Source organism: Amycolatopsis sp. NPDC003865, from assembly GCF_053605345.1.
On record NZ_JBSGJA010000030.1, the window covers coordinates 20,116 to 46,259 of the forward strand.

The 26,144-nt window shown below is 70.8% G+C and carries 25 protein-coding genes and 2 tRNA genes; 19 read left to right on the forward strand and 8 right to left on the reverse strand.

The features are described 5' to 3' along the window. Nucleotides 1-28: 28 nt before the first annotated feature. Complete coding sequence (locus tag ACWEVP_RS44155) at nucleotides 29-418, forward strand: RDD family protein (protein WP_452068647.1); 390 nt, start codon at nucleotides 29-31, stop codon at nucleotides 416-418. 53 nt (nucleotides 419-471) lie between these two features. Here ACWEVP_RS44155 and ACWEVP_RS44160 read toward each other — a convergent pair whose 3' ends face one another. Then, nucleotides 472-1,200: a DUF4191 domain-containing protein gene (locus tag ACWEVP_RS44160; RefSeq protein WP_452068572.1), complete on the reverse strand. Its 729-nt coding sequence runs from the start codon at nucleotides 1,198-1,200 to the stop codon at nucleotides 472-474. Between the two features lie 56 nt (nucleotides 1,201-1,256). On the opposite strand from ACWEVP_RS44160, the gene ACWEVP_RS44165 reads away from it, so the two are divergent. The 6 genes from ACWEVP_RS44165 to ACWEVP_RS44190 all read left to right on the forward strand — a co-directional run bounded on the left by ACWEVP_RS44165 (nucleotide 1,257) and on the right by ACWEVP_RS44190 (nucleotide 6,508). After that, on the forward strand, nucleotides 1,257-3,350 hold the full coding sequence (locus tag ACWEVP_RS44165) for an ATP-dependent DNA helicase UvrD2 (RefSeq protein WP_452068573.1): 2,094 nt from the start codon (nucleotides 1,257-1,259) through the stop codon (nucleotides 3,348-3,350). Nucleotides 3,351-4,022: 672 nt separating this feature from the next. Further along, a complete protein-coding gene (locus ACWEVP_RS44170; RefSeq protein ID WP_400902016.1) occupies nucleotides 4,023-4,280 on the forward strand; it encodes a hypothetical protein in 258 nt (85 codons plus the stop codon). A 150-nt stretch (nucleotides 4,281-4,430) separates the two neighbouring features. Further along, nucleotides 4,431-4,787, forward strand: a complete 357-nt coding sequence (locus ACWEVP_RS44175) for a WhiB family transcriptional regulator (RefSeq protein ID WP_285999640.1) — start codon at nucleotides 4,431-4,433, stop codon at nucleotides 4,785-4,787. After that, nucleotides 4,784-5,041 (forward strand): hypothetical protein, encoded by a 258-nt coding sequence (locus ACWEVP_RS44180; RefSeq protein ID WP_086682994.1) that lies wholly within the window; start codon nucleotides 4,784-4,786, stop codon nucleotides 5,039-5,041. The genes ACWEVP_RS44175 and ACWEVP_RS44180 overlap by 4 nt, the downstream gene beginning before the upstream one ends. 412 nt (nucleotides 5,042-5,453) lie before the next feature. Beyond that, nucleotides 5,454-6,326, forward strand: coding sequence for a class I SAM-dependent methyltransferase (locus ACWEVP_RS44185; RefSeq protein ID WP_452068648.1), 873 nt, complete (start codon nucleotides 5,454-5,456; stop codon nucleotides 6,324-6,326). Next, nucleotides 6,323-6,508 carry a hypothetical protein gene (locus ACWEVP_RS44190; RefSeq protein ID WP_452068574.1) on the forward strand — a complete coding sequence of 62 codons (186 nt, stop codon included), beginning with the start codon at nucleotides 6,323-6,325 and terminating at the stop codon, nucleotides 6,506-6,508. The genes ACWEVP_RS44185 and ACWEVP_RS44190 overlap by 4 nt, the downstream gene beginning before the upstream one ends. Before the next feature lie 56 nt (nucleotides 6,509-6,564). Here the strand turns inward: ACWEVP_RS44190 and ACWEVP_RS44195 are convergent, their stop codons facing one another. From ACWEVP_RS44195 to ACWEVP_RS44205, 3 genes are all read right to left on the reverse strand, one after another. Beyond that, nucleotides 6,565-7,449, reverse strand: coding sequence for a hypothetical protein (locus ACWEVP_RS44195; RefSeq protein WP_452068649.1), 885 nt, complete (start codon nucleotides 7,447-7,449; stop codon nucleotides 6,565-6,567). A gap of 162 nt (nucleotides 7,450-7,611) precedes the next feature. Further along, nucleotides 7,612-8,952, reverse strand: a complete 1,341-nt coding sequence (locus tag ACWEVP_RS44200; protein ID WP_452068575.1) for an ABC1 kinase family protein — start codon at nucleotides 8,950-8,952, stop codon at nucleotides 7,612-7,614. A 60-nt stretch (nucleotides 8,953-9,012) separates the two neighbouring features. Then, nucleotides 9,013-10,059 carry a hypothetical protein gene (locus ACWEVP_RS44205; protein WP_452068576.1) on the reverse strand — a complete coding sequence of 349 codons (1,047 nt, stop codon included), beginning with the start codon at nucleotides 10,057-10,059 and terminating at the stop codon, nucleotides 9,013-9,015. A 230-nt stretch (nucleotides 10,060-10,289) separates the two neighbouring features. Between ACWEVP_RS44205 and ACWEVP_RS44210 the strand changes: the two genes are divergently transcribed. After that, entirely contained in the window at nucleotides 10,290-10,799 is a 510-nt protein-coding gene (locus ACWEVP_RS44210) for a M48 metallopeptidase family protein (RefSeq protein ID WP_452068577.1), read from the forward strand. Between the two features lie 146 nt (nucleotides 10,800-10,945). On the opposite strand, the gene ACWEVP_RS44215 is transcribed toward ACWEVP_RS44210, so the two are convergent. Beyond that, nucleotides 10,946-12,298, reverse strand: a complete 1,353-nt coding sequence (locus ACWEVP_RS44215) for a zinc-dependent metalloprotease (RefSeq protein ID WP_452068578.1) — start codon at nucleotides 12,296-12,298, stop codon at nucleotides 10,946-10,948. A 172-nt stretch (nucleotides 12,299-12,470) separates the two neighbouring features. Between ACWEVP_RS44215 and ACWEVP_RS44220 the strand changes: the two genes are divergently transcribed. Next, nucleotides 12,471-13,496 carry a YlbL family protein gene (locus tag ACWEVP_RS44220; RefSeq protein ID WP_452068650.1) on the forward strand — a complete coding sequence of 342 codons (1,026 nt, stop codon included), beginning with the start codon at nucleotides 12,471-12,473 and terminating at the stop codon, nucleotides 13,494-13,496. Here ACWEVP_RS44220 and ACWEVP_RS44225 read toward each other — a convergent pair. Beyond that, nucleotides 13,493-14,023 (reverse strand): PPA1309 family protein, encoded by a 531-nt coding sequence (locus ACWEVP_RS44225; protein WP_452068579.1) that lies wholly within the window; start codon nucleotides 14,021-14,023, stop codon nucleotides 13,493-13,495. The two genes, ACWEVP_RS44220 and ACWEVP_RS44225, sit on opposite strands and share 4 nt — an antisense overlap. Nucleotides 14,024-14,172: 149 nt before the next feature. Between ACWEVP_RS44225 and ACWEVP_RS44230 the strand changes: the two genes are divergently transcribed. Beyond that, nucleotides 14,173-17,172 carry a UPF0182 family protein gene (locus ACWEVP_RS44230; RefSeq protein ID WP_452068580.1) on the forward strand — a complete coding sequence of 1,000 codons (3,000 nt, stop codon included), beginning with the start codon at nucleotides 14,173-14,175 and terminating at the stop codon, nucleotides 17,170-17,172. Nucleotides 17,173-17,239: 67 nt separating this feature from the next. Continuing rightward, a tRNA-Met gene (locus ACWEVP_RS44235) sits at nucleotides 17,240-17,313 on the forward strand. Nucleotides 17,314-17,360: 47 nt separating this feature from the next. Here ACWEVP_RS44235 and ACWEVP_RS44240 read toward each other — a convergent pair. Continuing rightward, nucleotides 17,361-18,779: an FAD-dependent monooxygenase gene (locus ACWEVP_RS44240; RefSeq protein ID WP_452068581.1), complete on the reverse strand. Its 1,419-nt coding sequence runs from the start codon at nucleotides 18,777-18,779 to the stop codon at nucleotides 17,361-17,363. A gap of 94 nt (nucleotides 18,780-18,873) precedes the next feature. Here ACWEVP_RS44240 and ACWEVP_RS44245 point away from each other — a divergent pair, with 94 nt between their 5' ends. The 8 genes from ACWEVP_RS44245 (at nucleotide 18,874) to ACWEVP_RS44280 (ending at nucleotide 24,820) form a co-directional block, all read left to right on the forward strand. After that, nucleotides 18,874-19,458 carry a TetR/AcrR family transcriptional regulator C-terminal domain-containing protein gene (locus ACWEVP_RS44245; protein WP_452068582.1) on the forward strand — a complete coding sequence of 195 codons (585 nt, stop codon included), beginning with the start codon at nucleotides 18,874-18,876 and terminating at the stop codon, nucleotides 19,456-19,458. A gap of 77 nt (nucleotides 19,459-19,535) precedes the next feature. Further along, nucleotides 19,536-19,612 (forward strand) — tRNA-Met (locus ACWEVP_RS44250). A 380-nt stretch (nucleotides 19,613-19,992) separates the two neighbouring features. Then, nucleotides 19,993-20,493, forward strand: a complete 501-nt coding sequence (locus tag ACWEVP_RS44255; protein WP_020643736.1) for a PadR family transcriptional regulator — start codon at nucleotides 19,993-19,995, stop codon at nucleotides 20,491-20,493. Nucleotides 20,494-20,556: 63 nt separating this feature from the next. After that, on the forward strand, nucleotides 20,557-21,660 hold the full coding sequence (prfB, locus tag ACWEVP_RS44260) for a peptide chain release factor 2 (RefSeq protein ID WP_452068583.1): 1,104 nt from the start codon (nucleotides 20,557-20,559) through the stop codon (nucleotides 21,658-21,660). Between the two features lie 112 nt (nucleotides 21,661-21,772). After that, the gene (gene ftsE / locus ACWEVP_RS44265; RefSeq protein ID WP_020643738.1) at nucleotides 21,773-22,462 is read left to right on the forward strand and encodes a cell division ATP-binding protein FtsE; all 690 of its coding nucleotides are present in this window, start codon (nucleotides 21,773-21,775) and stop codon (nucleotides 22,460-22,462) included. 42 nt (nucleotides 22,463-22,504) lie between these two features. Next, entirely contained in the window at nucleotides 22,505-23,398 is an 894-nt protein-coding gene (gene ftsX, locus ACWEVP_RS44270; protein WP_452068584.1) for a permease-like cell division protein FtsX, read from the forward strand. Between the two features lie 46 nt (nucleotides 23,399-23,444). Next, complete coding sequence (smpB, locus tag ACWEVP_RS44275) at nucleotides 23,445-23,927, forward strand: SsrA-binding protein SmpB (protein ID WP_086849338.1); 483 nt, start codon at nucleotides 23,445-23,447, stop codon at nucleotides 23,925-23,927. After that, complete coding sequence (locus ACWEVP_RS44280; RefSeq protein WP_452068585.1) at nucleotides 23,924-24,820, forward strand: amidohydrolase family protein; 897 nt, start codon at nucleotides 23,924-23,926, stop codon at nucleotides 24,818-24,820. Before smpB ends, ACWEVP_RS44280 begins: the two co-directional genes overlap by 4 nt. On the opposite strand, the gene ACWEVP_RS44285 is transcribed toward ACWEVP_RS44280, so the two are convergent. Then, nucleotides 24,810-26,111 carry an acyltransferase family protein gene (locus tag ACWEVP_RS44285; protein ID WP_452068586.1) on the reverse strand — a complete coding sequence of 434 codons (1,302 nt, stop codon included), beginning with the start codon at nucleotides 26,109-26,111 and terminating at the stop codon, nucleotides 24,810-24,812. The genes ACWEVP_RS44280 and ACWEVP_RS44285 overlap by 11 nt on opposite strands. Between the last annotated feature and the right edge of the window lie 33 nt (nucleotides 26,112-26,144).

A 26,144-nucleotide genomic window follows, 5' to 3' on the forward strand; every position in this document is an offset into this window, starting at 1 on the left:
CGCGCGCTGGCCGGGCGAGAAGTTCGGTTTGCCCGAGTCGGGCGTCGGCGCGGCGGCGAGCGGGGGTGCGCGGCTGCTGGGGCTGATCGTCGACCTCATCGTCGCGGCGCTGGTCACGGCGATCTTCCTGCACCCCAGCCTGCAGGACCCGGCCGCGATGCAGCAGTTCAACCTCTGGTCCGGCGGCGTCTGGGCGGTCATCTCGGTGGTCTCCGCCGGCTTCTTCGGCTTCACCCCCGGAATGGGGGTCGTCGGCATCCGCGTCGCCCGGCTCGACGGCGCCGCGCTGGTCGGGCCGCTGCGCGCGCTGGTCCGGGCGGTGCTGACGTTCGTCATCATCCCGGCGGCGGTCCGCAACGCCGACGGCCGCAGCTGGCTCGACCGGCTGACCGGCACCGTCGTCATCCGGATGCGCTGACGTACGAGAAAGGCCCCGTCCGGCTTCGGACGGGGCCTTTCTCGTCAGCGGGGTCAGCGACGGCGGATCGTTCGCTGGACGTTGCGCATCTTCGCGCCGGCCGGCATCGGGCCCTTCGGCATCGCCGCGCCGCGGTTGCCGAGCGCGGCCAGCTTCGCCTCCAGCGCGTCGACCTGGGCCGGCTTGAGGTTGCGCGGCAGCTTCATCAGGAAGCCCTGCAGCTTCTTCAGGGGGATCTGGCCCTCTTCGTGGCCGATCGTCACGTCGTAGATCGGCGTTTCGCCGACCAGGCGGGAGACGCGCTTCTTCTCCTGGGCGAGCAGCGTCTTGACGCGGTGCGGCGCGCCTTCGGCGACGAGCACCACGCCCGGGCCGCCGAGCACGCGGTGCACGGCGTCGAGCTGCGTCGTCGCGGCGACGGTCGGCGTCACCTTCCAGCGGCCGCGCAGGTTCTCCAGCGCCCACGCCGCGGCGCCGGGCTGGCCGTCGGCCTTCGAGTAGACCGTCTTCTGGACGCGCCGGCCGAAGATGATCATGGCGAGCAGGGCGCCGAGCACCAGGCCCAGCGGCAGCAGCACCCACTGCGCGTCGAAGAAGAACCCGATCCCGAACAAGACGCCCGCGACGACGACGATCGACCCGACCATCCACGGGATGAGCCACGGGTCTTCCTTGCGCTGCATCTTGAAGGCCTCGAAGAGCTGGCCACGGCGTGCCTTGCTCGCCGCGCGCTTCTCCTTCTTGGCCTGCTTGGCCGCTTCCTTGTCCTGCTGTCCCGCCATATGACCAGGATACGGCCGCGTGCCCCTGCCCCGATTCCCCGTCCCCCTCTGCGAGGATGCGGGACGTGACCGGCGTACTTCCCCCCAAGAGTGTGACCCGTCTGCTGGATGGTCTCGACCCCGAGCAGCGCGCCGCCGCCAGTGCCCCGCGGGGGCCGGTCTGCGTGCTCGCCGGCGCCGGCACGGGCAAGACCCGCACGATCACCCACCGGATCGCCCACCTCGTCCGGTCCGGGCACGTTTCCGCCGGTCAGGTGCTCGCCGTCACGTTCACGACCCGGGCCGCGGGGGAGATGCGGACCCGGCTGCGCGGCCTCGGCGTCGACGCCGCGCAGGCCCTGACGTTCCACGCCGCGGCCCGCCGCCAGCTGCGCTACTTCTGGCCGCGCGTGGTCGGCGACCGGCCGTGGGACCTGATGGACAACAAGCTGCGGTTCGTCGCCCAGGCCGCGAACCGGCACCGGCTCGGCACCGAGGTCGAGGTCCTGCGCGACCTCGCGAGCGAGATCGAGTGGGCGAAGGCGTCGCTGGTCAGCCCGGACGACTACCCGGCCGTCACGGCGCGCGCCCAGCGCGACATCCCGGCGCCGGCGGCGCAGATCGCCGAGGTCTACCGCACGTACGAAGAGCTGAAGAACGCGGCGCAGGTGCTCGACTTCGACGACCTCCTGCTGCACACGACGGCGGTGCTCGAGGAGCACGGTGTCGTCGCCGAGGAGTTCCGCGACCGCTACCGCTGCTTCGTCGTCGACGAGTACCAGGACGTGACGCCGCTGCAGCAGCGCCTGCTCGACGCGTGGCTCGGCGGCCGCGACGACCTGACCGTCGTCGGCGACGCCAACCAGACCATCTACTCCTTCGGCGGCGCGTCGCCGCGGTCGCTCCTGGAGTTCACGCGGCGCTACCCGGACGCCACCGTCGTCCGGCTCGAGCGCGACTACCGGTCGACGCCCGAGGTGGTCGCGCTGGCGAACCGGGTCATCGGCGCGGCGCGCGGCCGGCCGGCGGGGTCGCGGCTGAAGCTGATCGGCCAGCGTCCGCCGGGGCCGGAGCCGCGGTTCGCCGAGTTCGACGACGAGGCGGTCGAGGCCGAAGCCGTCGCGCGGCGGGTGCGCGAGCTGCTGGACGGCGGCGTCGCGGCGAGCGAGATCGCGGTGTTGTACCGGGTGAACGCGCAGTCGGAGGCGTACGAGTCGGCGCTGGCCGAGGCGGGCATCCCGTACCTGGTCCGCGGCGGCGAGCGGTTCTTCAACCGGACCGAGGTCCGCCAGGCGATGTCGGCGTTGCGCGCCGCGAGCGGCGACGTCAGCTCCGACCTGGTCACGACGGTCCGCTCGGTGCTCGCCCGCGTCGGCCTCACGGAGTCGCCGCCCGCCGGTGGCGCGGCGAAGGAACGGTGGGACGCGCTGCTGGCGATCGTCGAGCTGGCCGAGGAGCTGGCGTCGACGGTTTCCGACGCCGACCTGCCGCGCTTCTGCGCGGAGCTCGACCAGCGCGCGGCGGCCCAGCACCCGCCGACGGTCGAGGGCGTGACGCTGGCGTCGCTGCACGCGGCGAAGGGCCTGGAGTGGGACGCGGTGTTCCTGGTCGGCCTGGCCGAGGGAACGATGCCGATCCTCCACGCGGGCGACGACGAAGCGGCGATCGAAGAGGAGCGCCGGCTGTTCTACGTGGGCGTGACGCGGGCCCGCGAGCACCTGTGGCTGTCGTGGGCGCTGGCTCGCACGCCGGGAGCGCGCCGCAACCGCCGCCGCAGCCGGTTCCTGTACGGGCTGATCCCGGAGGACCACCCGGCGGCCCGGGCGGCGCGCACCCAGCAGAAGCCGTCGACGCCGATCAAGACGCGCTGCCGCGTGTGCGGCGGCCCGCTGCTGGAGACGATCGACGTGAAGCTGGGCCGCTGCGGCCGCTGCCCGTCGACGGTGGACGAGGGGCTGCTGGAGCGCTTGAAGTCCTGGCGCGCCGACCGCGCACGGGAGCTGAAGGTGCCGGCGTTCGTGGTGTTCACGGACGCGACCCTGATGGCGATCGCGGAGCAGCGCCCGACGGACGAGGCGGCGCTGGTGTCGATCTCGGGTATCGGCGCGACGAAGCTCGAGCGGTTCGGCGCGGAGATCCTCGGCGTGGTCCGGGCGTCGGCGGAGTCTTGAGGCTCGGTTCGCCGGTTGCGTCCGGGGCTGGCCGGCTGTACGGGTCGGCTCCAGTGGCTCCGGGCGGACGCGCGTTCGATGGCTGGGCCCGGCTGCGTCGTCGTGCCGGGGCGGCGCGCGGTTCGGCTGGGGTGGTCGTTGGTGCGGTGGGGGTGTTGGGCGTGGTTCGGCTGGGGTGGTCGTCGGCGCGGCGGGGGGAGCCGGGCGCGGTTCGGCTGGGGTGGTCGTTCGTGCGGTGGGGGTGCTGGGCGTGGTTCGGCTCGCATGGTCGTTCGCGCGGCGTTGTAGCCGGGCGTGGTTCGGCTCGGGTGGTCGTCGGCGCGGCGGGGGAGCCGGGCGCCGTTCGGCTCGCATGGTCGTCCGCGCGGCGGGGGTGCCGGGCGCGGTTCGGCCGCGTCGGCGTTCCGGGTGGGCCGGGAGCCTCGGCGGTGGCCTCGCCGCGCGGGACCGCGCATGCCGTGTTGACCGCGTCCGGGCCATGATCCACGCGGCGAACCCGCTGCTCAGGGGCGATCTTCGTAACTTCGAGGATTTTCCCGTTAATTGAGTTGCCCCGGTGTGGTGGGGGGCAATAACCTGCCAGTACCGAGCCCGAAGGGCTCGGCTGGGGATCCACGTGACAGCGCCGCTCGGCGGCCGTGTGTGCAGAGTACAGAAGGAGGTGCCGGTGAAATGATCAGCAACATGACGCTCACGAACCCGGGCACCCGTCTGTCCTGCGCCGCGGAAGTCTCGGCTGCTCAGCGCCCGGGCACCGGTGTGTCCGTGAGCGCGCACGAGATCCGTGGCATGCGTCGCGTCGAGCGGCGTTGGGCCACCGGTGTCGTCGTCTTCGGGACGCAGGGCGTTCTCGCCGCGTACCCGCAGGCCGATCTGCCGACCATCAAGCAGTTCCGTGTTCCGTTGTCGATACGGGAGCGAAGTTCCTGACCTAGTCAGGACACGAGGCTCACGAAGGCCGCGGAACCGGAAAACCCGGATCCGCGGCCTTCGTGTTTTTGGCTGCACAACCCAAGAGGAACAGCATTGCCCAGCTCCATCTCCCAACCGAAAACCCGTACGACACAAGGAGGAACTGCCATGTCTTCGGCCATCGCCTACACCTCGGGTGAGGCAATATTCGCCGACCTGCTCGACCCCATCGCCGTGCCGGACGCGGCTCTGCCCTGCCGTTCGGGCGACGCGGACCTGTGGTTCGCCGAGTCCCCGGCCGAGCTCGAGCGCGCGAAGGCGCAGTGCGCCGACTGCCCGGTCCGCGAGGCCTGCCTCGCGGGTGCCCTGGCCCGGCGCGAGCCGTGGGGCGTCTGGGGCGGCGAGATCTTCGAGCGCGGCGTCGTGATCGCGCGCAAGCGGCCCCGTGGCCGCCCGCGCAAGAACGCCGCTGTCGAGCCCGCCGCGGCCAAGGCCGGCGGCGATCACCGGAGCGCCGCCGCATGAGCGTCGAACCGGTCACCACGAAGGACCACGAAGCGCGGATGAGCCGTCCGCAGCTGCAGTTGACGAAGACCGAGATCGAGGAGATCAGCGAGATGTTGCTTTACGAAGAACTGTCCAGGGCCCGAATACGGGATCTGGAGGAAGGGGTCCGCGCCCAGCGGGCCCGAGGTAGCGCACGTGCCGTCCGCCGCTGGACGCGAGTAGCCCGATGGGCGAGCCGCCGAGCGGAGCGGTACCAGCTGGACCAGGACTGAGCGCAGGCCCCTGCCGCCTCCGGGCGGTGGGGGCTTTGTGCTGGTCAGCGGGTTACCGGGGTGCCGGCTTGGGTGGCCGGTGGTCGTGATTGGTGTGGGTGTGCGCTGGGTCGCCGCGCGCGCCGATCGGGTGGCCCTGCGCTCGCGATTGGCGTGCGGGTGTCAGCCGTGCCGGGTTGCTGGGTGGGTCGGTGGTTGCGATTGGTGTGCAGGTGTCGGCTGCGCCGGGTCGCCGAGCGGGCCGGCTTGGGTGGCCCGCGGTTGCGATTGGCGTGTGGGTGTCAGCCGTGCCGGGGCGCCGGGTGTGCAGTCTTGTGTGGCCATGCGGAGGTGGTGCCCGCGGTCGGTTGGCAGGGTCGGCAGTGCCCTTCGGTTGCGTTGGGTGGCGGGATTGCTGGTGTTCAATGGGGCGATGTCCGCACACACCCACGACGACATCGACTGGGCCCACCGGCTCGCTCAGCTGCGCATGGCCGATGCGCTCGATGCCGGTGCGCTCGCGCCCGTTGCGCGGCGGTTGATCGAGCGCCTTCCCGCGCGGCCGACCGTGCTCGATGTCGGGTGCGGTGCCGGGGGCATGAGCGTGCTCTTCGCTCGTGGGCTTGCTCGGCGGGGCGGGGGCAGCGTTGTGCTGCTCGATGCCACCGCCGCGCTGCTTGCCGAGGCTCAGCGGGCCGTGCGGGAGGCTGCCGGTGGGGACGTCGAGGTGGTCGGCGTGCACGGGGACCTCGCCGATCCCGTGCTGGCCGAGCGCGTGCCCGCTGCCGATCTCGTGTGGGCGTCGGGCGTTGTGCACCACGTCGGTGACCAGCAGGCCGCCCTGCGCGCCCTGGCCGGGTTGGTGCGGCCTGGTGGCGTGCTCGCCCTTGGCGAGGGTGGGCTCGAGATGCGGTGCCTCCCTTGGGACGTCGGGGTGGGGCGGCCCGGGCTGGAGCAGCGGTTGCTCGCCGCGCGGGGTGAGTGGTTCGCCGGGATGCGGGCTGGGCTGCCCGGCAGCGTCGCCATGCCCTACGGGTGGCCGCGCGCCCTTCGGGAAGCCGGGCTCGAGGACGTCGAGTCGTTCGGTGCGCTCATCGATCACCCCATGCCGGGCTCGGACCTGTTGCGCGAGTACGTCGTGCACCGGATCGGGTGGCTTGCCGAGTCGGCCGGGGACCGGCTCGACGCCGATGATCGTGCGACCGTCGCCGCGCTGACCGATCCGGACGGTCCGGACTTCCTCGGCCGGCGTGACGACCTGTTCCTGTTCGGCGCCAAGGCGATCCACTGTGGACGGTTGCCGTGAGCGCGCCGGAGCCCGTCGTGTGCACGCGTTGCGGCCGGACCCGTGCCGCGGACGAGGACCCGGCCGGCGCGCTCGCCTGGGTGGCCAGCCGCGAGCGGGGCGCGCTGAGGTGGCTGTGCCCGGACTGCGCGCGGCAGCACGTCCGTGACATCGAGGGCAAGCTGCCGGACGAGTACTGGTGATTCTTCGGGGCGTGCGGATGCTTCTGACGGTGTGGCGGTGACCGTCGCGAGCCGATTCATGCCGCGTCTCCGATCGGGGTCATCGGGACCGCTCGGACCTTGGGGCGCGGGGTGCGGGACGCGTCGGCGTAGGCGTGGGCCAGCTCTTGGGCCACCTCGGCCGGGACCTGCTTCAGCTGGCGGACCGTGCAGCGGACCAGGACGATCCCCGTCGCCGCCAGGGCCAGGTGCGAGAACCCACCGGTTCCGGGGCCGCAGCGGTACTGCCAGGCCAGGCCCAGCTCGTCCCACCACGCGTCCGCCTCGCCGATGCGGCGGCCGCGGCGGTCGCAGATCGTCACGTCCCACGTCGGCTGGGGCAAGCGGGCCATGTCCATCACCTGGGCGGCCAGGCCGTGCGCCTGGATCGGCCCCTCGTCCAGCTCGCGGAGCACCTTCCGGACACACGCTGTGCCGCGCTGGGGCCCTTCCGCCAGCTCCGTCAGCAGCTCCTGACGATCGCACAGCCCCCAGTACAGCGGGAGCGTCAGCAGGTGGCGGATCCGCGCCGGGTCGGGCTCGGCTCGCGCCAAGTCGAGCGCGGCCCGGGATGGCGGGGCGAACGGCAGCCCGTCGACCACCGCCGGCTCCGGCAGCCGGGCCGTGCGTGCCGCGCTGACGCCCTCGCAGGGCGCCATCCGGCAGTGAACCGGCACCAGCAGCCTGATCTCGCCGTCCGCCGGGCATTGCACGCCGTGGGCCCGCAACGCGTCGGCACCCGTGATCACCACCCCCGGGCCGTAGCGCACCAACGCGGCGTGCAGCCGCTGCTGCCGCGTCGGGGTGCTGTTGCGGAGCAGGACGACACCGGGGTGCAGGCGGCGCCACGGCCCGCCGGGGCCGCAGAGCCGCCGGGTTCTTCGGTCGGATATCCCGGCTTTCCTCAGTTGTTCGAGGTTCATCACCTCGCACGTGCCGGGGTTACTGAGGGCCAGGGGGTCGGCGCATTGAGTAGCGGTCATGAATCGAGCATGACGGCTCGGCCAACCGGGTGGAACCCCGTTCCCCGCAGCTGTGGACAACTCGCCGGAATCCGTCCGTTCGCGGCCCGGCCTGTGGACAACTCAGGCGGCGAACCCGGGCTGCCAGCGCTCCACGATGCCGCGCGCCGGGATCTCCGCGTCGAGCTGGCAGAGGATGCCCGTCGACCCCGCCGTCACCCGGTGGATCATCAGGTACTCGGGCGGCAGGTTGAGCGACCGCCCGACCCGGAAGTCGTTGCCGCGGCTGTCGCCGACCCGCCAGGCCTGCTTCTGCATCCACTTGCGCGTGAAGTGGAAGGTCGGCTCGGCCAGCGGCTCGGTGAACGGCGCCAGGTAGGTGAGCACCTCGTCCGCGGTCAGGTCGCTGTCCGGCCGGATGAACCGGTTCTCCCGCAGCACGCGCATCAGCTCGGCGGACTCGCCGTCGAGGGCGAGCCGCGTCATCTCGCCCAGGTGGCGGGGGATGCCGTCGGGCAGCCGGGCCACGCCGCCGAAGTCGATGACGCACAGGCGCTCGTCCGCGGTGATCATGAAGTTGCCCGGGTGCGGGTCCGAGTGCAGCAGGTGGACGCGCTCGGGCGACGAGTAGTGGAACTCGGCCAGCAGCCGGCCCGCCAGGTTCCGCGTCTCGCGGTCGCCGTCCGCGATGACCTTGGACAGCGGGGTGCCGGTCGCCCACTCGGTCACGACGACCTTCGGCGCGCTGGCCACCACGCGCGGCACCAGGATGCCGGGATCGCCGTCGAACGCCTTCGCGAAGGCGCGCTGGTGCTGGGCCTCGGCCTGGTAGTCGAGCTCCTCGTTCATCCGCTCGGCCAGCTCGGCCAGCAGCGGCTTGACCTCGGTACCGGGCACGAACGCCTGGAACAGCCTGCTGAACCGCTGCAGCTGCCGCAGGTCGCTGCGCAACGCCTCGTCGGCGCCCGGGTACTGGACCTTGACCGCGACCTCGCGGCCGTCGTGCCAGACCGCGCGGTGCACCTGGCCGATGCTCGCGGCCGCCGCCGGCTCGTCGTCGAACGAGGCGAACCGGCTGGTCCAGGTGCGGCCCAGCTGCTCGGCGAGCACGCGGTGGGTCTGTCGGGCCGCCATCGGCGGCGCCGCGGCCTGCAGCTTCGTCAGCGCCTCGCGGTAGGGCTTCGCCATGTCGTCCGGCACCGCCGCCTCGAACACGCTCAGGGCCTGGCCGAACTTCATCGCGCCGCCCTTGAGCGTGCCGAGCACCTCGAACAGCTGCTCGGCGGCCTTCGCCGACAGCGTCGCGTTGACCTGCTCGGCGCTCTGACCGGCCAGCCGCTTGCCCCACCCGCCGACCGCCCGTCCGGCTATCCCGAGCGGAAGACTGGCGAGCTTGGCGGTGCGGGCGGCACCCTTGCGCGGCATCGCGGTGTCGCGATCGCCTGGGTCGCGGAAGTCGGTCACACCGGCGATTCTGCCTTGCGTTCTCGGCAGCGCGCAGCCTGCTTGCGACGTCTTAGTGGGCTACGTCTCCTGTTGCACCACCGGAGCACCGCACCCGCACCGGGCGTGCGGGGGCCACCCGCGGTGCCGGATGCGGCCGTCGAAGGCGTCGATCTCGAGGGTCGCGTTCCACGTCGGCGGTGGCGGTTCCGCGGGGGAGAGCAGGCGCATGGCCTGGGCGACGGCCAGCGACGCGCAGGCCTGGACCGCGCCGAGGTCGGGCCGCTGGTGCCGGCCGGTCAGCTGGCCGGCGACGCGGGGCCAGCACGGGTCGAGGTCGGTCCGGTGCAGGTCGGCGCACCGCAGGCAGGAGCTGCGCCCCGGGACGACGAGCGGGCCGACGATGGCCGTTCCGTCGCGGACGCGGGCGAGCAGGTGCGTGACGCCGTCCGCCATCAGCTCGGCGACGACCTCCGGCGCCGGGACGACGGCGTCGGTGAGCAGCGCCAGCTCCGGGTACCGGTCGTGCAGCCGGGTGACGCGGACTTCCGGGTCGACGCGGCGGAGCAGGTCGCCGAGGGCCTGCCGCCGCAGCCGGCCCAGGTCGGCCTCGGTGAAGCCGCTGCCCAGGTCGTGTTCGGTCACCGTGCCGGGCAGGTCCAGCTCGACGTGGCCGATCCCGGCGTTGGCCAGCAGCACGGCGACGGCGACCGCCACCCGGCCGGCGCCGTGGACCGTGACCGCGGTGGCTCGGCGCCGGTCCGCCAGCGCGGCCTGGTGATGGCGGGCGCGCAGCGACCAGAGGCCGGTTTCGGCGCGGAAGGCCGGGCCGTCCGGTTTGCCCGCGTCGGTGACCAGGCCGAGCGCGGTCAGCTGCCGGAGGAGGGTCCGCAGCTGATCACGATGTTCGCTCTCGGCGAGCAAAAGCCGCTCGACGGGCTCGCTGCCGTCCAGCGCGCGCAGCCGCTCGACGAGGCTCGGCGGCAGCCCTTCGACGATCACGCCGTGGCGCGGGTCGAGCCCGAGCTGGATCTCCCGCGTCCCGCGTTCGAGCACGACGATGCCCGGGAGCAGGGCGGGATGGGCCGGCAGGAGCACCGGAGGCATGTCCGCGGTCGAGAGGATCATGTCCGCAGGATGGCACCCGGCGGCGCCCGCCAAGCCCCGGAAGGCGCCGGATCGGCCGAGTTGTCCACAAGTGAAAAGGGCTGTGGACAACTCGGGTCTGTGACCTCAACGCGCTCGGAGTTGTCGGTGCCTGGCCTTACCGTTGTCGGGTGGTCGAAGCACGGACGCCCTCGCTGAGAGGCAGGGGGGAAACGAACCCCCCGTCGGACACACCCGGACACAAGGTCGAAGTGCGGCGCAGCCAGCGCCGGCACCGGACGGTCACCGCGTACTGGAAGGACGACACGCTCGTCGTGCTCATCCCCGCGCGGATGACCAGGGCGGAGGAGAAACACTGGGTCGCCGAGATGGAGCGCAAGCTGCAGCGCGCGGAACCACGTCGGCCGGCACCCCCGAAGACGTCGGACGACGCCCTGCTGGCGCGCTGCCTGCTGCTGTCGGGCAAGTACCTGGACGGCACCGCGGTGCCGGCGAGCGTCCGCTGGGTGCCGCCGATGCGCACGCGGTGGGCGTCGTGCACCCCGGTCGACGCGACCATCCGGGTCAGCGACCGGCTGCGGAAGGTCCCTCCCTGGGTACTGGACTACGTGCTGGTGCACGAACTGGTGCACCTGCGCGAGCCCGGGCACGACGCGGCGTTCTGGGCTTTGGTGCGCAGGTACCCGAAGACCGAGCGGGCGATGGGGTACCTCGAGGGGCTGGCCGCGGCCGCCGGGTGGGGTATCGATACCGAGGACTGAGCCGGTGATCGGTGGCCGGGGTGACCTGCGGGTCACCCCGGTCGCCGTTTCGGGGCGCCGATGGGACCGTCGGGGCACGCGGACCGGGCTGACAAGCAGGAAGCCGGTGGTCCGCGGACCACCGGCTTCCCGAAGACGACCCGGGGCTACGCCGGGTTCTCGCCCTCCTCGGGCGGGGTGTTCTTGCCCTTTTCCTCACGCTCCGAGCGCTCGGTGCGCTCCAGCTCGGCGATCGGGTCCAGGTCGTCCAGCGACCCCGTCTCGCCGACCCGGTCCGCGAAGTCGATCGGCTCGTCCAGGTCCTCCGCCGTCGGCATCAGGTCCGGGTGGGACCACAGGCCGTCGCGCTTCTCGGAACCGTGGCGTTCGCCCACCAGCGACCACAGGTTCGACGCGTCCCGCATGCGGCGGGGGCGCAGCTCCAGGCCCACCAGCGTGGCGAACGTCTGCTCGGCCGGCCCGCCCGTCGCGCGGCGGCGGCGCAGCGTCTCGCGCAGCGCGTCCGCTCCCGGCAACCGGTCGCCGACCGCTTCGGCCACCACCACGTCCACCCAGCCCTCCACCAGGGCGAGCAGCGTCTCCAGGCGCCTCAGCGCGCCCTTCTGCTCCTCCGTGGTCTGGGGCTCCAGCAGCCCGGACGACATCGCTTCCTCGATGCTCGCCGGGTTGGCCGGGTCGATGCGGCCGGCCAACGATTCCAGGGCCGACGTGTCCACCGAGATGCCGTGCGCGAACTCCTCGACCGTCGCCAGCAGGCGCTGGCGCAGCCACGGCACGTGCGTGAACAGCCGCTGGTGCGCCGCCTCGCGGGCGGCCAGGAACACCAGGATCTCACTGTTCGGCAGCTCCAGGCCCTCGGCGAACTTCTCGATGTTCGCGGGCAGCAGCGCCGACGTGCCCGCCGGGGCCAGCGGGAGGCCGATCTCGGACGCCGTCAGCATCTCCTGCGCCAGCTGGGCCAGCGCCTGCCCCAGCTGGGACCCGAACGCCATGCCGCCCATCTGGCCCATCATCTGCAGCAGCGGGCCGGCCGCCTGCTTGGCCTCCTCCGGCAGCGCCTGCATCCACGCGCCCGAGATCTGCTGGGCCACCGGGTCGCAGAGGCGCTGCCACGTCGGCAGCGTCTTCTCGACCCAGGTGCGCGGCGACCAGGCGACCGTCGACGTCGCGCCGGCCGGGAACACCGTCGCCGCGTCGAGCCACAGCTCGGCGAGGTGGGCGGCGTCGCGGACCGCGGCGTTCGCGTCGTCACCGCCGCGGAAGCCGAGCCGGCTCTCGCCGGTGTTGCCGGCGCTGCCGAGGTTCTGCAGGGCGATCTGCTTGGCGAGGTCGTAGTTCACCGGCCCGCTGGAGCTGCCGGCCTGGCTGAGCATCTGGCCCAGCTGGCTCAGCATCTGCCCGAGCTGGTTGAAGGCCTCGGCACCGGAGGGCTCCGAAGGCTCGTTCTCACCTCGTTTGTCGGGATCGGACGGTCCGAAGCCGAACGGGGGTTTGCTCATGTGTCCACCGTACGCGGGTCGGACGCCCCTGAGCGCGCCGTGTGCGTGGCCTTCACCGACAAGCGAACACGGTCACCGTACGCTGTCACGCGTGACCAAGTCCTCCGAGCAGACCGCGCCCGCGAAGAGCAGCCCGGACCCCGGCGCCGAGCCCGCCGGCGAGGCCAGGCGGATGACCCGCCGCGGCTGGACGCTCGTGGTCAGCGGCTCGCTGTTCCTCGTCTTCGTGGTGCTCGGCCTGGTCGTGCCGGTGCCGTTCGTGGCGATCAGCCCCGGCCCGACCTACGACACGCTCGGTCGCGACGCCGCGGGCAACTCCGTCATCCAGGTCACCGGGCACGAGACCTTCCCGACCAGCGGCGAGCTCCGGATGACGACCGTCTCGCTGCACGACGGCGTCACGCTCTTCCAGGGCCTCGGCTTCTGGGCCAGCGGCCGCTACGCGCTCGCGCCGCGCGAGGAGTACTTCAAGCCCGGCGAGACGAACGAGCAGGTCAAGCAGGAGAACATCCAGCAGCTGCAGGACTCGCAGACGAACGCCCAGGTCGCCGCCCTGCGCAAGCTCGGCTACCCGATCAAGGTGCTGGCGAAGCAGATCGTCTCCGGCAGCCCCGCCGACCACGTGCTCTCGCCCGGCGACAAGCTGATCACCGTCAACGGCAAGAAGATCGTCGAAGCCGCCGACGTCCGCAACGCCCTCGCCGGCACGCTGCCCGGCCAGACCGTGCAGATCACGTTCCAGTCCGACGGCCAGCCGGAGCGGACCGTGCCGCTCACGCTCGCCTCGCGGCCCGACCGCAAGGAGGGCTTCATCGGCCTCACCGCGGTCGACCGCGCCGACGCACCCTTCACGGTGAACATCTCGCTGCAGGACGTCGGCGGCCCGTCGGCCGGCCTGATGTTCACCCTCGCGATCATCGACCGGCTGCAGCCCGGCGACCTCGCGGGCGGCCGGCACATCGCCGGCACCGGTGAGATCACCGAGACCGGCGAGGTCGACCCCATCGGCGGGATCTCGTTCAAGGTCGTCGGCGCGCGCGAGGCCGGCGCCACCGACTTCCTGGTGCCCGAGCACAACTGCGCCGAAGCCAAGACCAACGCGCCCGAGGGGCTGAACCTCATCAAGGTGTCCACACTGGACGACGCCCTCGCCCAGCTGGCCAACCTGAAGGCGGGCCGCCCGACGGCCTCCTGCTAGGGCAGGAGCGTCGCCTTGAGGGCCTCGACGAGGTTGGGCGCCAGGTCCGGGCTCTCGACGATCTCGTCGACCGACTCGTCGCCGCCCATCCCGCGCAGCCGCATCACGCACGCGCCGTCGCCCTCGCGCAGGACCGCGGCGACCAGGCGGGCCTCCGTCCGCTGCGGGTGGTCGGCGGCCGCGCGGCGCAGGCTCTCGGCGTCGGCCTCGGTGACGTCCGGCAGCTCCGACTCCGAGCCCGGCGGCAGCACGATGATCTCCTGGGCGAGCGCGCAGCCGACGACGATGTCGGGCCACGCGATCCGGGCCAGCGCGTCGGCGAGGTCGCCATCGGGCAGCGCTTCCTGCGCCACCGGGGTCAGCGGGTTCGCCCGGTCGAGCTGCCCGGCCAGCTCCGGCTGCTCGTCCAGCAGCGCCGCCGTCGGCACCAGCGCGAACAGCTGCGGGGGCTGGTCCCAGCCGCCCGCGGCCATGAACTCCTCGATCTCGCGGGCGAGAGCGGCCACGCCGGCCTGCTGCGATTCCATGCGCACATCGTGTCAGGCCGGTCCTCGCGACCACGCCGCGAGTCCGGTTTGGGCGGGTCCCGGGAACTTCACCGGGCATCCGTAGAGTTAGGGAATCAGGGGGCGCGTGCGCCCCTGCTCAAGAGCTGACGAAGACAGGAGCGTGCGCCGTGGCGACTCGGCCCCCGGTGAGCCTGCCGAAGCTGTCCCGGCGGAGCCGGATCCTCCTCATCATCGCCGCGGTGATCGTGCTGGCACTCCTGCTCGGAGCCCGCTTGCTCGACACGTACGTCGACTGGTTGTGGTTCGGTGAAGTCGGTGCCCGCTCGGTGTTCACCACCCAGGTGGTCACGAGGATCATCCTGTTCTTCGCGGTCGGGCTGCTCGTCGGCGGCGCGCTCGCGATCAGCCTGATGATCGCCTACCGCACCCGCCCGGTGTTCGTGCCGATCTCCGGCGCCGACGACCCCCTGGCCCGGTACCGCTCGGCGATCGTCGCCCGGATCCGCCTCTTCGGGATCGGCATCCCGGTGCTGACCGGCCTCATCGCCGGCCTGTCCGCCCAGGGCGACTGGCAGGTCGTGCAGCTGTTCCTCAACGGCACCTCGTTCGGCCAGACCGACCCCGAGTTCGGCAACGACGTCGGCTTCTACGCCTTCGACCTGCCGTTCTACAACTGGCTGCTCGGCTGGCTGTTCATCACCGTCGTCATCTCCTTCTTCGGCGCGCTGATCTCGCACTACGTCTTCGGCGGCATCCGGCTGGCCGGCAAGGGCGGGCAGCTCGCCGGCCCGACGCGCGCGCAGCTCGCCATCACCGTCGGCATCTTCGTGCTGCTGAAGGCGGCCGAGTACTTCTTCGACCGGTACAACCTGCTGCTGTCCGACCGCGGCGCGCCATTGTTCATCGGCGCGACCTACACCGACCTGAACGCGGTCCTGCCGGCCAAGCTGATCCTGCTGTGCATCTCGGTGATCTGCGCGATCGCGTTCTTCGCCGGTGCCTTCCTGCGGAACCTGCAGCTGCCGGCCATCGCGCTCGTGCTGCTGATCCTGTCGAGCATCCTCGTCGGCGTCGCGTGGCCCGCGATCCTCGACCAGTTCTCGGTGAAGCCCAACGCGAACGAGAAGGAAGCCACGTCCATCCAGCGCAACATGGACGCCACCCGCCGCGCGTTCGGCCTGACCGACGTCCAGTACCAGCCCTACACGGGCAACGCCTCCGCGACGCCGGACCAGCTCAAGGCCGACACCGGGACGATGTCGAACATCCGGCTGCTCGACCCGAACATCCTCTCCGACACCTTCACCCAGCGCGTCGGGCGCGAGAACTTCTACGGCTTCCCGGCGAAGCTCGACATCGACCGCTACTCCGTCGGCGGCGTCACGCAGGACTACATCGTCGCCGCCAAGGAGATCAAGACCGAGGGCCTGACCGGCAACCAGACCAGCTGGATCAACAAGCACCTCGTCTACACCCACGGCAACGGCTTCGTCGCCGCGCCGGCCAACACGATCGACCGCGCGGTCAAGGACGCCAACTCCGACGGCGGCTACCCGATCGCCACCACCAGCGACACGCAGAACCCGGCGGGCGCCGGCTCGCCCGCCCCCGGCCAGCCCGGCATCGAGGTCAAGGAGCCGCGGATCTACTACGGCGAGCTCTCCGCCGCGGATTCCGACTACGCGATCGTCGGCGGCAACGGCGCACCGGGCGAGTACGACACCGCCACCGACCGCTACAACTACAAGGGCAGCGGCGGCGTCTCGGTCGACAACTGGTTCAACCGCCTCGCCTTCGCGGCCGAGTACGGCGAACGGAACATCCTGTTCTCCGACGCGATCGGCGACAACTCGAAGATCATGTACAACCGCGACCCGCGCGACCGCGTCAGCAAGGTCGCGCCGTGGCTGACCCTCGACGGCGACCCGTACCCCGCGGTCGTCGACGGCAAGATCCAGTGGATCATCGACGGCTACACGACGATCAACAACTTCCCGTACTCGCAGCAGACGCAGCTCGGCGCGGCGACCAACGACTCCCTCAACGGCGTCGCCCGGCAGGCGAACAGCTCGATCAACTACATCCGGAACTCGGTCAAGGCCACCGTCGACGCCTTCAACGGCACCGTGACGCTGTACTCGATCGACGACAAGGAACCGGTCCTCAACGCCTGGGAGAAGGTCTTCCCCGGGCTCGTGAAGCCGAGCTCCGACATCTCACCGGACCTGCGGGCGCACTTCCGCTACCCGGAGGACCTGTTCAAGATCCAGCGTGAGCTGCTGTCGCGCTACCACGTCAGCAACCCGCAGGAGTTCTACTCGCAGCAGGCGTTCTGGAGCGTCCCGCAGGACCCGACGGCCGAAGGCGGCTCCAACCCGGCCGCGGCCGGGGCCGCGAACCAGCCCGGCTACTACGTCCTCGCCGACACCCCGGGGCAGAGCAAGCCGACGTTCCAGCTGACCAGCTCGCTCACCGGTCTGCAGCGGCAGTACCTCGCGTCCTGGATGTCGGTGTCCTCCGATCCGACGGACTACGGGAAGATCCGGGTCCTCCAGCTACCCAGCGCGGCGACCGGCGCCACCCAGGTCGACGGTCCGGTGCAGGTGCAGAACCGGTTCCAGAGCGATCCACGGGTGGCGCAGGACCGGACGTTGTTCAACAACCCCAACGTCATCCCGATCTACGGCAACCTGATCACGCTGCCGGTGGCACAGGGCTTCCTCTACGTCGAGCCGGTGTACATCCGGCAGCGCAACCAGAACAGCTACCCACAGCTGGCCCGCGTCCTGGTTTCGTACGGGCCGAAGGTCGGCTACGGCGCGACGCTGCAGGAAGCGCTCGACCAGATCTTCGGCGCGGGCACGGGTGAGGCGACGACCACGCCGCCGCAGGCCGGCCAGCCCACGACCACGCCACCGGCGACGACGACCCCGCCGGCGACGACGACGCCACCCAACTCGAGCGGTGGCAACGCGGCGCTGGACAAGGCGGTGACGGACCTCGACGCGGCCCTCGCCAAGCTGAAGGCGGCCAACCAGTCGGGCAACTTCACCGACCAGGGTGCGGCGTACACGGCGCTGGGAGCAGCCATCCAGGCGTACGAATCGGCCAAGGCGCAGGCGTCCACGACCAGTCAGCCGCCGCCCAGCAGCCAGCCGGGAAGGTGACGTCGCTTACCTAACGGGCACCTGCTTTGCACCCCCTGGAAACGAGGGCGTAAGGTAGGTGTCACGACGCGGGGTGGAGCAGCTCGGTAGCTCGCTGGGCTCATAACCCAGAGGTCGCAGGTTCAAATCCTGTCCCCGCTACTGGAAGAAGAGGCGCGGCCAACTGGCTGCGCCTCTTCTTTTTTGCATCAGCTCAGCCAGCCGGTCACGGAACCCGTCGTCGAGGCGATGTAACCGTCCGGGCGGACCAGTACCTTCGTCAGGTCGGGCCATGGCAGCTCCGGTACCTCCGCTACGACTACCTCCGGATGCGGTGCCTGCGCCGGGGTTTTCGTCAGCAGGACGAACTTTCCACTGTGGAACAAGTCGCTCGCGAAGCCCTTGCCCAGTGGGAAATCCGGGAGGCGCGCGCCCGCCGCCGGGTGGGTTTCTTCCGATGCGTAAGCGATGTCCAGGCCCGAGACCATGCCCGACAGCTTGCGCTGCACCTCCGGCAACGCCGCCAAGTCGCGGAACAAAGCTCGCAGGGCCAGCTGGTCCGGGCTCAGCGGGATCAGGGCGTTCTGGGCCGCCACGTTCTGCAGCACCCCGGAAGCCACCGCGCGGCGCTCCGCCTCGTACGAATCCAGCAGACCCGCCGGGGCCCGGCCGCGCACGTCCGCCGCCAGCTTCCAGCCCAGGTTCAGCGCGTCCTGGACACCCAGGTTCAACCCCTGGCCGCCCGCGGGGAAGTGGACGTGCGCCGCGTCGCCGGCCAGGAACACCCGGCCCACCCGGTACTTCGCCGCCAGGCGGCTGTCGTCCGAGAACCGGGACACCCAGCGGATCTCCTCGACCTCCACCTCTTCGCCGAAGCGTTCACGGACCGCCGCGCGGACCTCCTCCTCCGGCACCGCCGCCCGGAGGTCCTCAGGGCGGTGCAGCCGGTCGCCGTAGCTGAGGCGGTACAAGTTCGGCTGGCCCAGCGGGATCAGGCCGACGAACCTGCCCGGGCTGAGCGAGGTCACCATGTTCCCCATCGACCGCCACTCCGTCGGCGCGCCCGGCGGGGTCGCGCGGAACAGGACGTCCGCCGAAACGCCGTGGCCGCGGCCCTCGATCCCTTCGAACGGCAGGTCCAGCGCCTTGCGCACCGCGCTGCGGCCGCCGTCGCAGCCCACCAGGTACTTCGCCCGCACCCGCAGGTCGCCCGCCGTGACCGTCACCCCGGCGGTGTCCTGCTCGAAACCGGCCAGCTCGTGGCCGCGGAGCACCTTCACGCCCTGCTCGGCCAGCCGCTCCTCCAGCGCCGCCTCGACCTCGGCCTGCGGGATGCCGACCTGGTACGGGTGGCGCGTGTCCCAGCCGGCGTAGCTCACCGGGATCACCGCGAAGTGTCCGTCCGCGACAGTCGCGAACGACCGCTGCTCCGCCCGGCCCAGCAGGCCGCGCAGGTCGAGGACCTCCGCCGTGCGCGGCTGCAGGTTCAGCGCCTTCGACAGACCTGTCCGCTCGTGCATCCGCTCGAGCACCTGTACGTCCACTCCGGCCAGTGCCAGTTCGTTCGCCAGCATCAGCCCGGCCGGCCCTGCCCCGGCGACGACCACCTCCGCCGTCAGCTCGTCCATCCCCAGCTCCTTAACAACGTTAAATTGACCTGGCTCGAGGATGCCCTTAACATCGTTAAACTGTCAAGCCCGGTACCCGAGGAGAGACCGAAACATGGCCCTGACCAGGCAGGACATCGCGCGTTCGGGCCTGAAGCTGCTCAACGAGGTCGGGCTCAACGGGCTCACGCTGCGGCTGATCGCCGCCGACCTCGGCGTCAAGGCGCCGGCCCTGTACTGGCACCTGAAGAGCAAGCAGGAACTGCTCGACGAAATGGCGACCCAGATGTACGCCGATTCGGTCGAGGACCGGCGCCCGCCGGAGGGGCTGGGGGAGTGGGACGCCGTCGCGCACGGCGCCCGGGCGCTGCGGCGGATGATGCTGTCCTACCGCGACGGCGGGAAGGTTTTCGCGGGCACCTACCTCGGGGACACCGGATTGGTCGGGCCGAGTCCCCTGGCGCGCAGCATCGAGGCCGGCCTGGACGAACGGCGGGCCGGCCAGGCGCTGTTCACCGTCTACAGCTACGTCGTCGGCTTCACCATCGAAGAGCAGGCGGTCTACCCGGTGCCGGGGCGGCTGGACGAGCGGTACCGCGGCGCCGACGCGGGCGACCTGCTCGCCGACGTCGGTGCGCGCTTCGAGGACGGGCTCGCGATGGTCCTCAGTGGAGCACGTCAGTGGCTCGGAGTGGCGTAACGCCTGGTCAGCTGCTTGGGGGACCCCGGTGAAAACCCGATGACCACCCCGTGTAATCTATTCGAGTACCACAACGGCGCGGGGTGGAGCAGCTCGGTAGCTCGCTGGGCTCATAACCCAGAGGTCGCAGGTTCAAATCCTGTCCCCGCTACCACGAAGAGGCGCGTTCTCGGAAATCCGGGAACGCGCCTCTTTTGTCATGTGCGCACAACTTTTGCTGCCGACTTTTCCGCGAAACCGTCGAATGGCTGCGGATCCCACGATGTGAACGTCGTTTCCGGGTGGTTGCGGTGCGTGTCCGGAGTGCGCCAAGCCGGGGAAAGCCACCTGCCGAAGTCACCTGCCTGGCGGCGTCGCGGGGGCTCGCGTGCGGCTGGTTGGACCAAAGTGCCACCTCAGGTGGTTGCACAGCGTGTCCGCGGTCCACAGTGGACCTGGTCGCATTGGGCCGAACGAGGGGATCTCACTAGCCACAATGGACAGATCAGCTGACCACTGTGGACACAGCGGCCGATAAGTGGGAATCTAGGGGGCGTGTCCGAATTGAATGCAACAGCCGCCGCCCTGCTCGGTCTGCTCCACGACGGTCCCGCCACCGGCGGGCAGCTCGTCGCGGGGGCGGGTGAGCGTTTCGGCGCCTTCTTCAGCGTCACTCGCAGCCAGGTGTACCGGGAGCTCCCGGCGCTGTCCAAGGAAGGCCTCGTCCGGCTCGGCAAGCAGGGCCCGCGCTCCAGCCAGCAGTACCTGATCACCGCCGCCGGCAAGAAGGCCTTCAAGGCCTGGCTGACGTCCGAGGCCGGCCCCGACCACCTGCGCAGCCCGCTCATCCTGCGGCTCGTGCACGCGGGGTCGCTGACCGCGAAGCAGCGCCAGTCGCTGCTCGAGTCGGCCCGGACGAGCTACAGCCAGCAGCTCGACGACGCGAGGGCGGCCACCAAGGCGGCCGACGGGCCGTACGAGAAGGCCGTCGCCGAGTTCGCCCAGGCTCAGGCCAAGGCCGCGCTCAAGCTGCTCGACGCCATCCCCGCGGCCTGAGGTTCGCGCGCCCACGACCGGTCCTCGCAACCGGTCGTGGGTTTTGCCGTAACCTTGACAAACGTGAGTGATGAGTTCGACGCGGCACTGAAGGACCTGGCCGGCAAGCTGACGCAGATCGAGTCGGTGATGGACCTGGATGCGCTGCGTGCCCAGGTGGCCGATCTGGAGCAGCAGGCCTCGAGCCCGACGCTCTGGGACGACCCGGAGGCGGCGCAGAAGGTCACCAGCCAGCTGTCCCACCGGCAGGGCGAGCTGCGCCGGGTCTCCGACCTGCGCCAGCGGCTCGACGACCTGGGCGTGCTGTACGAGCTCGCCGAGGCCGAGGGCGACTCCGGCAGCATGGGCGAGGCCGAGACCGAGCTCGCCGACCTCGGCAAGGCGATCGACGGCCTGGAGGTCCGCACGCTGCTCTCGGGCGAGTACGACGACCGCAACGCCGTCGTCACCATCCGCTCCGAGGCCGGTGGCGTCGACGCGGCCGACTTCGCCGAGATGCTGCTGCGCATGTACCTGCGCTGGGCGGAGCGCCACGGCTACCCGACCGACGTCTACGACATCTCCTACGCCGAAGAGGCGGGCATCAAGTCGGCGACGTTCAAGGTGAGCGCTCCCTACGTCTACGGCACCCTCTCGGTCGAGCAGGGCACCCACCGGCTCGTCCGGATCTCGCCGTTCGACAACCAGAGCCGCCGCCAGACGTCGTTCGCGCACGTCGAGGTGCTGCCCGAGGTCGAAGAGGTCGACCACGTCGACATCCCGGAGAAGGACATCCGGGTCGACGTCTACCGCTCGTCGGGCCCCGGCGGCCAGAGCGTCAACACGACCGACAGTGCGGTGCGCATCACGCACATCCCGACGAACATCGTCGTCTCCTGCCAGAACGAGAAGTCGCAGCTGCAGAACAAGGCGGCCGCGATGAAGGTCCTCCAGGCCCGGCTGCTGCAGCGCAAGAAGGAAGAAGAGCGCAAGGAGATGGACGCGCTCAAGGACGGCGGCTCCAGCTGGGGCAACCAGATGCGCTCCTACGTGCTGCACCCGTACCAGATGGTGAAGGACCTGCGGACCGAGTTCGAGGTCGGCAACCCGACCGCGGTGCTCGACGGCGACATCGACGGCTTCCTCGACGCCGGCATCCGCTGGCGGAAGCAGAGCGAGGCCGCCTGATCGGCGCAGGGGGTGTTTGCGTGACCGCTCACCGTACGCAAACACCCGCTGCTCCACCCGGGTGGACCGGGCAACCGGGGCTTCACGAGACCGGTGGGTAGTATGCCGAATCGTGATCCGGCTCGAAGAGGTTTCCAAGGTCTACAAGACCTCGACGCGGCCCGCGCTCGAGCGGGTGTCCGTCAACATCGACAAGGGTGAGTTCGTCTTCCTCATCGGTCCCTCGGGATCGGGGAAGTCGACCTTCCTCCGGCTGCTGCTGCGCGAAGAGACGCCGAGCAAGGGCCGCGTGGTGGTGTCCAACTTCGACGTCGCCAAGCTGGCCCGCCGCCGGGTCCCCCGCCTGCGGCAGACCATCGGCTGCGTCTTCCAGGACTTCCGCCTGCTGGCGAACAAGACCGTCGCCGAGAACGTCGCCTTCGCCCTCGAGGTCATCGGCAAGCCCGCCCCGACCATCAAGAAGGTCGTCCCCGAGGTGCTCGAGCTCGTCGGTCTCGACGGCAAGGCCGACCGGCTGCCCAACGAGCTCTCCGGTGGTGAGCAGCAGCGCGTCGCGATCGCGCGCGCGTTCGTGAACCGGCCGCTGGTGCTGCTCGCCGACGAGCCGACCGGGAACCTGGACCCCGACACCAGCCAGGACATCATGCTGCTGCTGGAGCGGATCAACCGCACCGGCACGACCGTCCTGATGGCCACCCACGATCACTCCATCGTGGACTCCATGCGGCGCCGCGTCGTCGAGCTCCAGCTCGGCCGGGTGATCCGCGACGACGCCCGCGGCGTCTACGGCATCGGTCGCTGACCTCCCCGCCCCAGCCCCCGACTTCAAGGACCTGACCCCGACATGCGCGCCAGTTTCGTCTTCAGTGAGGTAATCACCGGCCTGCGCCGGAACGTCACGATGACCATCGCGATGATCCTGACCACGGCCGTGTCGCTCGCCATGCTCGGCGGCGGCCTCCTCGCCGTGCGCACGATCGACAAGATGAAGTCCAACTTCCTCGCCGACGTCGAGGTTTCGGTCTACCTCACCGACGACATCAGCGCGAACGACAAGAACTGCACGCAGTCGCTGTGCCAGTCGCTGCGTTCGTCGCTGCAGAGCAACGACGGCGTCGAGTCGGTCGTGTTCGAGAACCGCGACCAGGCCTTCGACCGGTTCAAGAAGATCTTCGAGAGCCAGCCGGAACTCATCCAGCTGACCGGGCCGGAGTCGCTTCCCGCGTCCCTGCACGTGAAGCTGAAGGACCCGGACCGCAGCGACGCGATCGTGCAGGAGTACGGCACCAAGCCGGGCGTGCGGAAGGTCGACGACCAGAAGAAGTTCCTCGACCGCGTGTTCAACGCCTTCAACGGTGTCCGCAACATGGCGTTCGGCGCCGCGCTCATCATGGCGATCGCCGCGCTGCTGCTGATCGCGAACACGATCCAGGTGTCGGCGTTCACCCGGCGCACCGAGGTCGGCATCATGCGGCTGGTCGGCGCGACGCGGTGGTACACGCAGCTGCCGTTCCTCCTGGAGGCGGTGGTCGCCGGCGTGTTCGGTGCGGTCATCGGGATCATCATGCTGATCATCACGAAGGCCGGCTTCCTCGATTCGGTGTTCACCGGGGACGTGTTCCCGAAGATCACCACCCTGGAGCTGCTCTTCCCGGTCGCGCCGATCCTGCTGGCGGTGTCCGTGGTGATCTCCGCCATCACCGGGTACGTCACGCTGCGGCTGTACGTCCGGCACTAGCTTTAACCAGCTGCTCGCCGATCCCAGAATCACGTAGAGTGGTCGTATGCCCAAGGAACGTGGCCAGAAGGTGATCGTGTCGAACCGCAAGGCGCGGCACGATTACTCCATCCTCGACACCTACGAGTGCGGTCTCGTGCTCGTCGGCACCGAGGTGAAGAGCCTGCGCGAGGGCAAGGCGTCACTGGCGGACGCGTTCGCGACGGTCGACGACGGCGAAGTGTGGCTGCGCAACGTGCACATCCCGGAGTACACGCAGGGCACGTGGACCAACCACACGCCCCGGCGGACCCGGAAGCTGCTGCTGCACCGGCGCGAGATCGAGAAGCTCATCGGCAAGACCAAGGAGAGCGGGCTCTCCCTGGTCCCGCTGTCGATGTACTTCAAGGACGGCAAGGTCAAGGTCGAGATCGCGCTGGCGCAGGGCAAGAAGGCCTACGACAAGCGGCAGACGCTGGCCAAGCGCGACGCCGAGCGCGACATCAGGAAGGCCATGGGTCGCGCGCTGAAGGGCCGGTTCACGGAGTGACGGCGGGCCCGGCTTCCGACGCCGACGTCGCTCGGTGGACGGCGTCGCTGGGCCTGCCGGGCCTGGTCGACCTGCACGTCCACTTCCTCCCGAAACCGGTGATGGACAAGGTCTGGGCGTACTTCGACCGCGCCTCGACGCACTACGGCACGGACTGGCCGGTGTTCTACCGGACGTCCGAAGAGGATCGGTTGGCGACGCTGCGTTCGCTGGGCGTGACGCGTTTCGCGCCGCTGGTCTACCCGCACAAGCCGGGGATGGCGCAGTGGCTGACGGAGTGGGCGCTCGAGTTCGCTTCGAAAGTTTCGGACGCGGTGCCGACCGGGACGTTCTACCCCGAACCCGGCGCCGGGTCCGCTGTGGACGGTGCGCTGCGCGCCGGCGCCCGCGTGTTCAAGGCGCACGTGCAGGTGGGCGCGTACGACCCGCGTGACGAGCTGCTCAAGCCGGTGTGGGGCGCGCTGGCCGACGCCGGCGTCCCGGTCGTCGTCCACTGTGGACACGGTCCGTTGCGGGGCGACTTCACCGGGTTGTCGGTCTTCGAGGAGGTCCTCGCCGCGCACCCGGACCTGACGGCGGTGCTCGCGCACGCGGCGATGCCGGAGTTCGGGACGGCGTTCGAGCTGCTCGAGAAGTATCCGCGCGTGCACCTGGACACCACGATGGTGGGCGTCCCGTTCGCCGAAAAGATGTCGCCGCTGCCACCGGACTGGACGGCCCGGCTGGCCGAGTACGCCGACCGCGTCGTGCTCGGCACGGACTTCCCCAACATCCCGTACTCGTACGCGACGCAGCTGCAGGCGATCGCCGGCTGGGCAGCCGACGATCGCCTGGGGGAGCCGTTCCTGCGGGCCGTCCTGCACGACACCCCGCTGCGGCTCATCACCGCTTGAGCGCTGCCCGCTCGCTCACGACGACCGCGCGACCCAGCAGATCGACCACCGGGACCGCCTTGCCCGCCAGCAGGAAACCGGCCGTGGCGAGGACCACCCACGGCACCGGGCCGTGCGCGAAGCCGTCCGACAGCGGCGCGAAGCCGTGCGCGGCCAGGCCGAGCAGCCCACCGGAGATCATCAGCCCGGCGACCACCAGCTGCGGCACCCGCGCGGTGACGCCGGCGGTGTCGCGCTGCATCTCGAAGTGCGCGAACAGCCGCAGCAGGCCCAGCAGCACCAGGCCGCACACCGCGAACCACGCGGGCGCCATGACGAGCCAGAGGAGCGTGCCCGGCGCGGGCGTCTCGTAGCCGAGGCCGTAGACGGTCACGCCGGCCACCACGATCAGCGCCGGCATGTGCCAGAGGTAGACGCTCATGAACCGCGCGCCGAGCCAGCCGAGCGCGGTGCCGACGCCGGGGCGTTCGGCGAGCGCGTTGAGCTGCGGGCGGAAGGCGAGCAGCAGGCCGATCTGGCCGACGGCGAGGAAGGCGAGCAGCACGGTGGGCGGGCTCATGTTCGACACCGGCGCGCCCGGCATGCCGATCATGCTGGCCGGGTACGGGCCGAAGGCGACCATGAGCGCGGTGATGCCGAAACCGGCGGCCGAGAGCGTGAGCGCGGCGCGGCGGGTGAGCGTGCCGAGGCGGCCTTCGACGTAGTGGAAGCCGAGCTGGTGGACGGCGACCCAGACGAAGATCGCGTTGGCGTAACCGAGGTACCCGAGGTCGTTGAAGCGCGCGACGTCGACGAGGACGCCGGCGACTCCCATGACGAGCGGGACCTTGAGGGCCCAGCGCCGGTGCGCGGCGACCATCAGCGGGGTGAGGAGCACGACCAGGACGTAGACGGCGAGGAACCACAGCAGCTGGGCGGCGATCGCGCCGGCGACCTGGAGCGGCTGCGGCGGGAGGCCGAGGCCGCGCAGGAAGTCCGGCATGACGAGCCAGACGGCCATCAGCGGCAGCACGGGCAGCATCAGGCGCTTGAGCCGTGCGCCGAGCCAGGCCCGCGTCGATTCCGCGCGGCGGAAGGAAATCAGGTTGGCCGCGCCCCCGGCGAAGAAGACGAGCGGCATGACCTGGGACAGCCAGGTGACGACCCACCACCCGGGGGTCGCGAGCGCGTTGCCCGTGGCGAGGTGGCCGTCGGAGTAGGAGAGCACCGGCATGATCCAGTGCTGGCCGATGACGGCGAGGATGGCCCCCGCCCGGACGACGTCGAGGAAGCGGTCCCGGCTCTTCTGCATGCACTGAGCTTGGCCGGTCGTGACGTCCGGAAC

Excerpts from the sequence above, each read along its gene's own strand:
- ACWEVP_RS44160 (WP_452068572.1), bottom strand. The coding sequence starts at position 1,200 with ATGGCGGGACAGCAGGACAAGGAAGCGGCCAAGCAGGCCAAGAAGGAG.
- ACWEVP_RS44165 (WP_452068573.1), top strand. The coding sequence starts at position 1,257 with ATGCGGGACGTGACCGGCGTACTTCCCCCCAAGAGTGTGACCCGTCTG.
- ACWEVP_RS44170 (WP_400902016.1), top strand. The coding sequence starts at position 4,023 with ATGATCAGCAACATGACGCTCACGAACCCGGGCACCCGTCTGTCCTGC.
- ACWEVP_RS44175 (WP_285999640.1), top strand. The coding sequence starts at position 4,431 with ATGTCTTCGGCCATCGCCTACACCTCGGGTGAGGCAATATTCGCCGAC.
- ACWEVP_RS44180 (WP_086682994.1), top strand. The coding sequence starts at position 4,784 with ATGAGCGTCGAACCGGTCACCACGAAGGACCACGAAGCGCGGATGAGC.
- ACWEVP_RS44185 (WP_452068648.1), top strand. The coding sequence starts at position 5,454 with ATGTCCGCACACACCCACGACGACATCGACTGGGCCCACCGGCTCGCT.
- ACWEVP_RS44195 (WP_452068649.1), bottom strand. The coding sequence starts at position 7,449 with ATGAACCTCGAACAACTGAGGAAAGCCGGGATATCCGACCGAAGAACC.
- ACWEVP_RS44205 (WP_452068576.1), bottom strand. The coding sequence starts at position 10,059 with ATGATCCTCTCGACCGCGGACATGCCTCCGGTGCTCCTGCCGGCCCAT.
- ACWEVP_RS44215 (WP_452068578.1), bottom strand. The coding sequence starts at position 12,298 with ATGAGCAAACCCCCGTTCGGCTTCGGACCGTCCGATCCCGACAAACGA.
- ACWEVP_RS44220 (WP_452068650.1), top strand. The coding sequence starts at position 12,471 with ATGACCCGCCGCGGCTGGACGCTCGTGGTCAGCGGCTCGCTGTTCCTC.
- ACWEVP_RS44225 (WP_452068579.1), bottom strand. The coding sequence starts at position 14,023 with ATGGAATCGCAGCAGGCCGGCGTGGCCGCTCTCGCCCGCGAGATCGAG.
- ACWEVP_RS44240 (WP_452068581.1), bottom strand. The coding sequence starts at position 18,779 with ATGGACGAGCTGACGGCGGAGGTGGTCGTCGCCGGGGCAGGGCCGGCC.
- ACWEVP_RS44245 (WP_452068582.1), top strand. The coding sequence starts at position 18,874 with ATGGCCCTGACCAGGCAGGACATCGCGCGTTCGGGCCTGAAGCTGCTC.
- ftsX (WP_452068584.1), top strand. The coding sequence starts at position 22,505 with ATGCGCGCCAGTTTCGTCTTCAGTGAGGTAATCACCGGCCTGCGCCGG.
- smpB (WP_086849338.1), top strand. The coding sequence starts at position 23,445 with ATGCCCAAGGAACGTGGCCAGAAGGTGATCGTGTCGAACCGCAAGGCG.
- ACWEVP_RS44285 (WP_452068586.1), bottom strand. The coding sequence starts at position 26,111 with ATGCAGAAGAGCCGGGACCGCTTCCTCGACGTCGTCCGGGCGGGGGCC.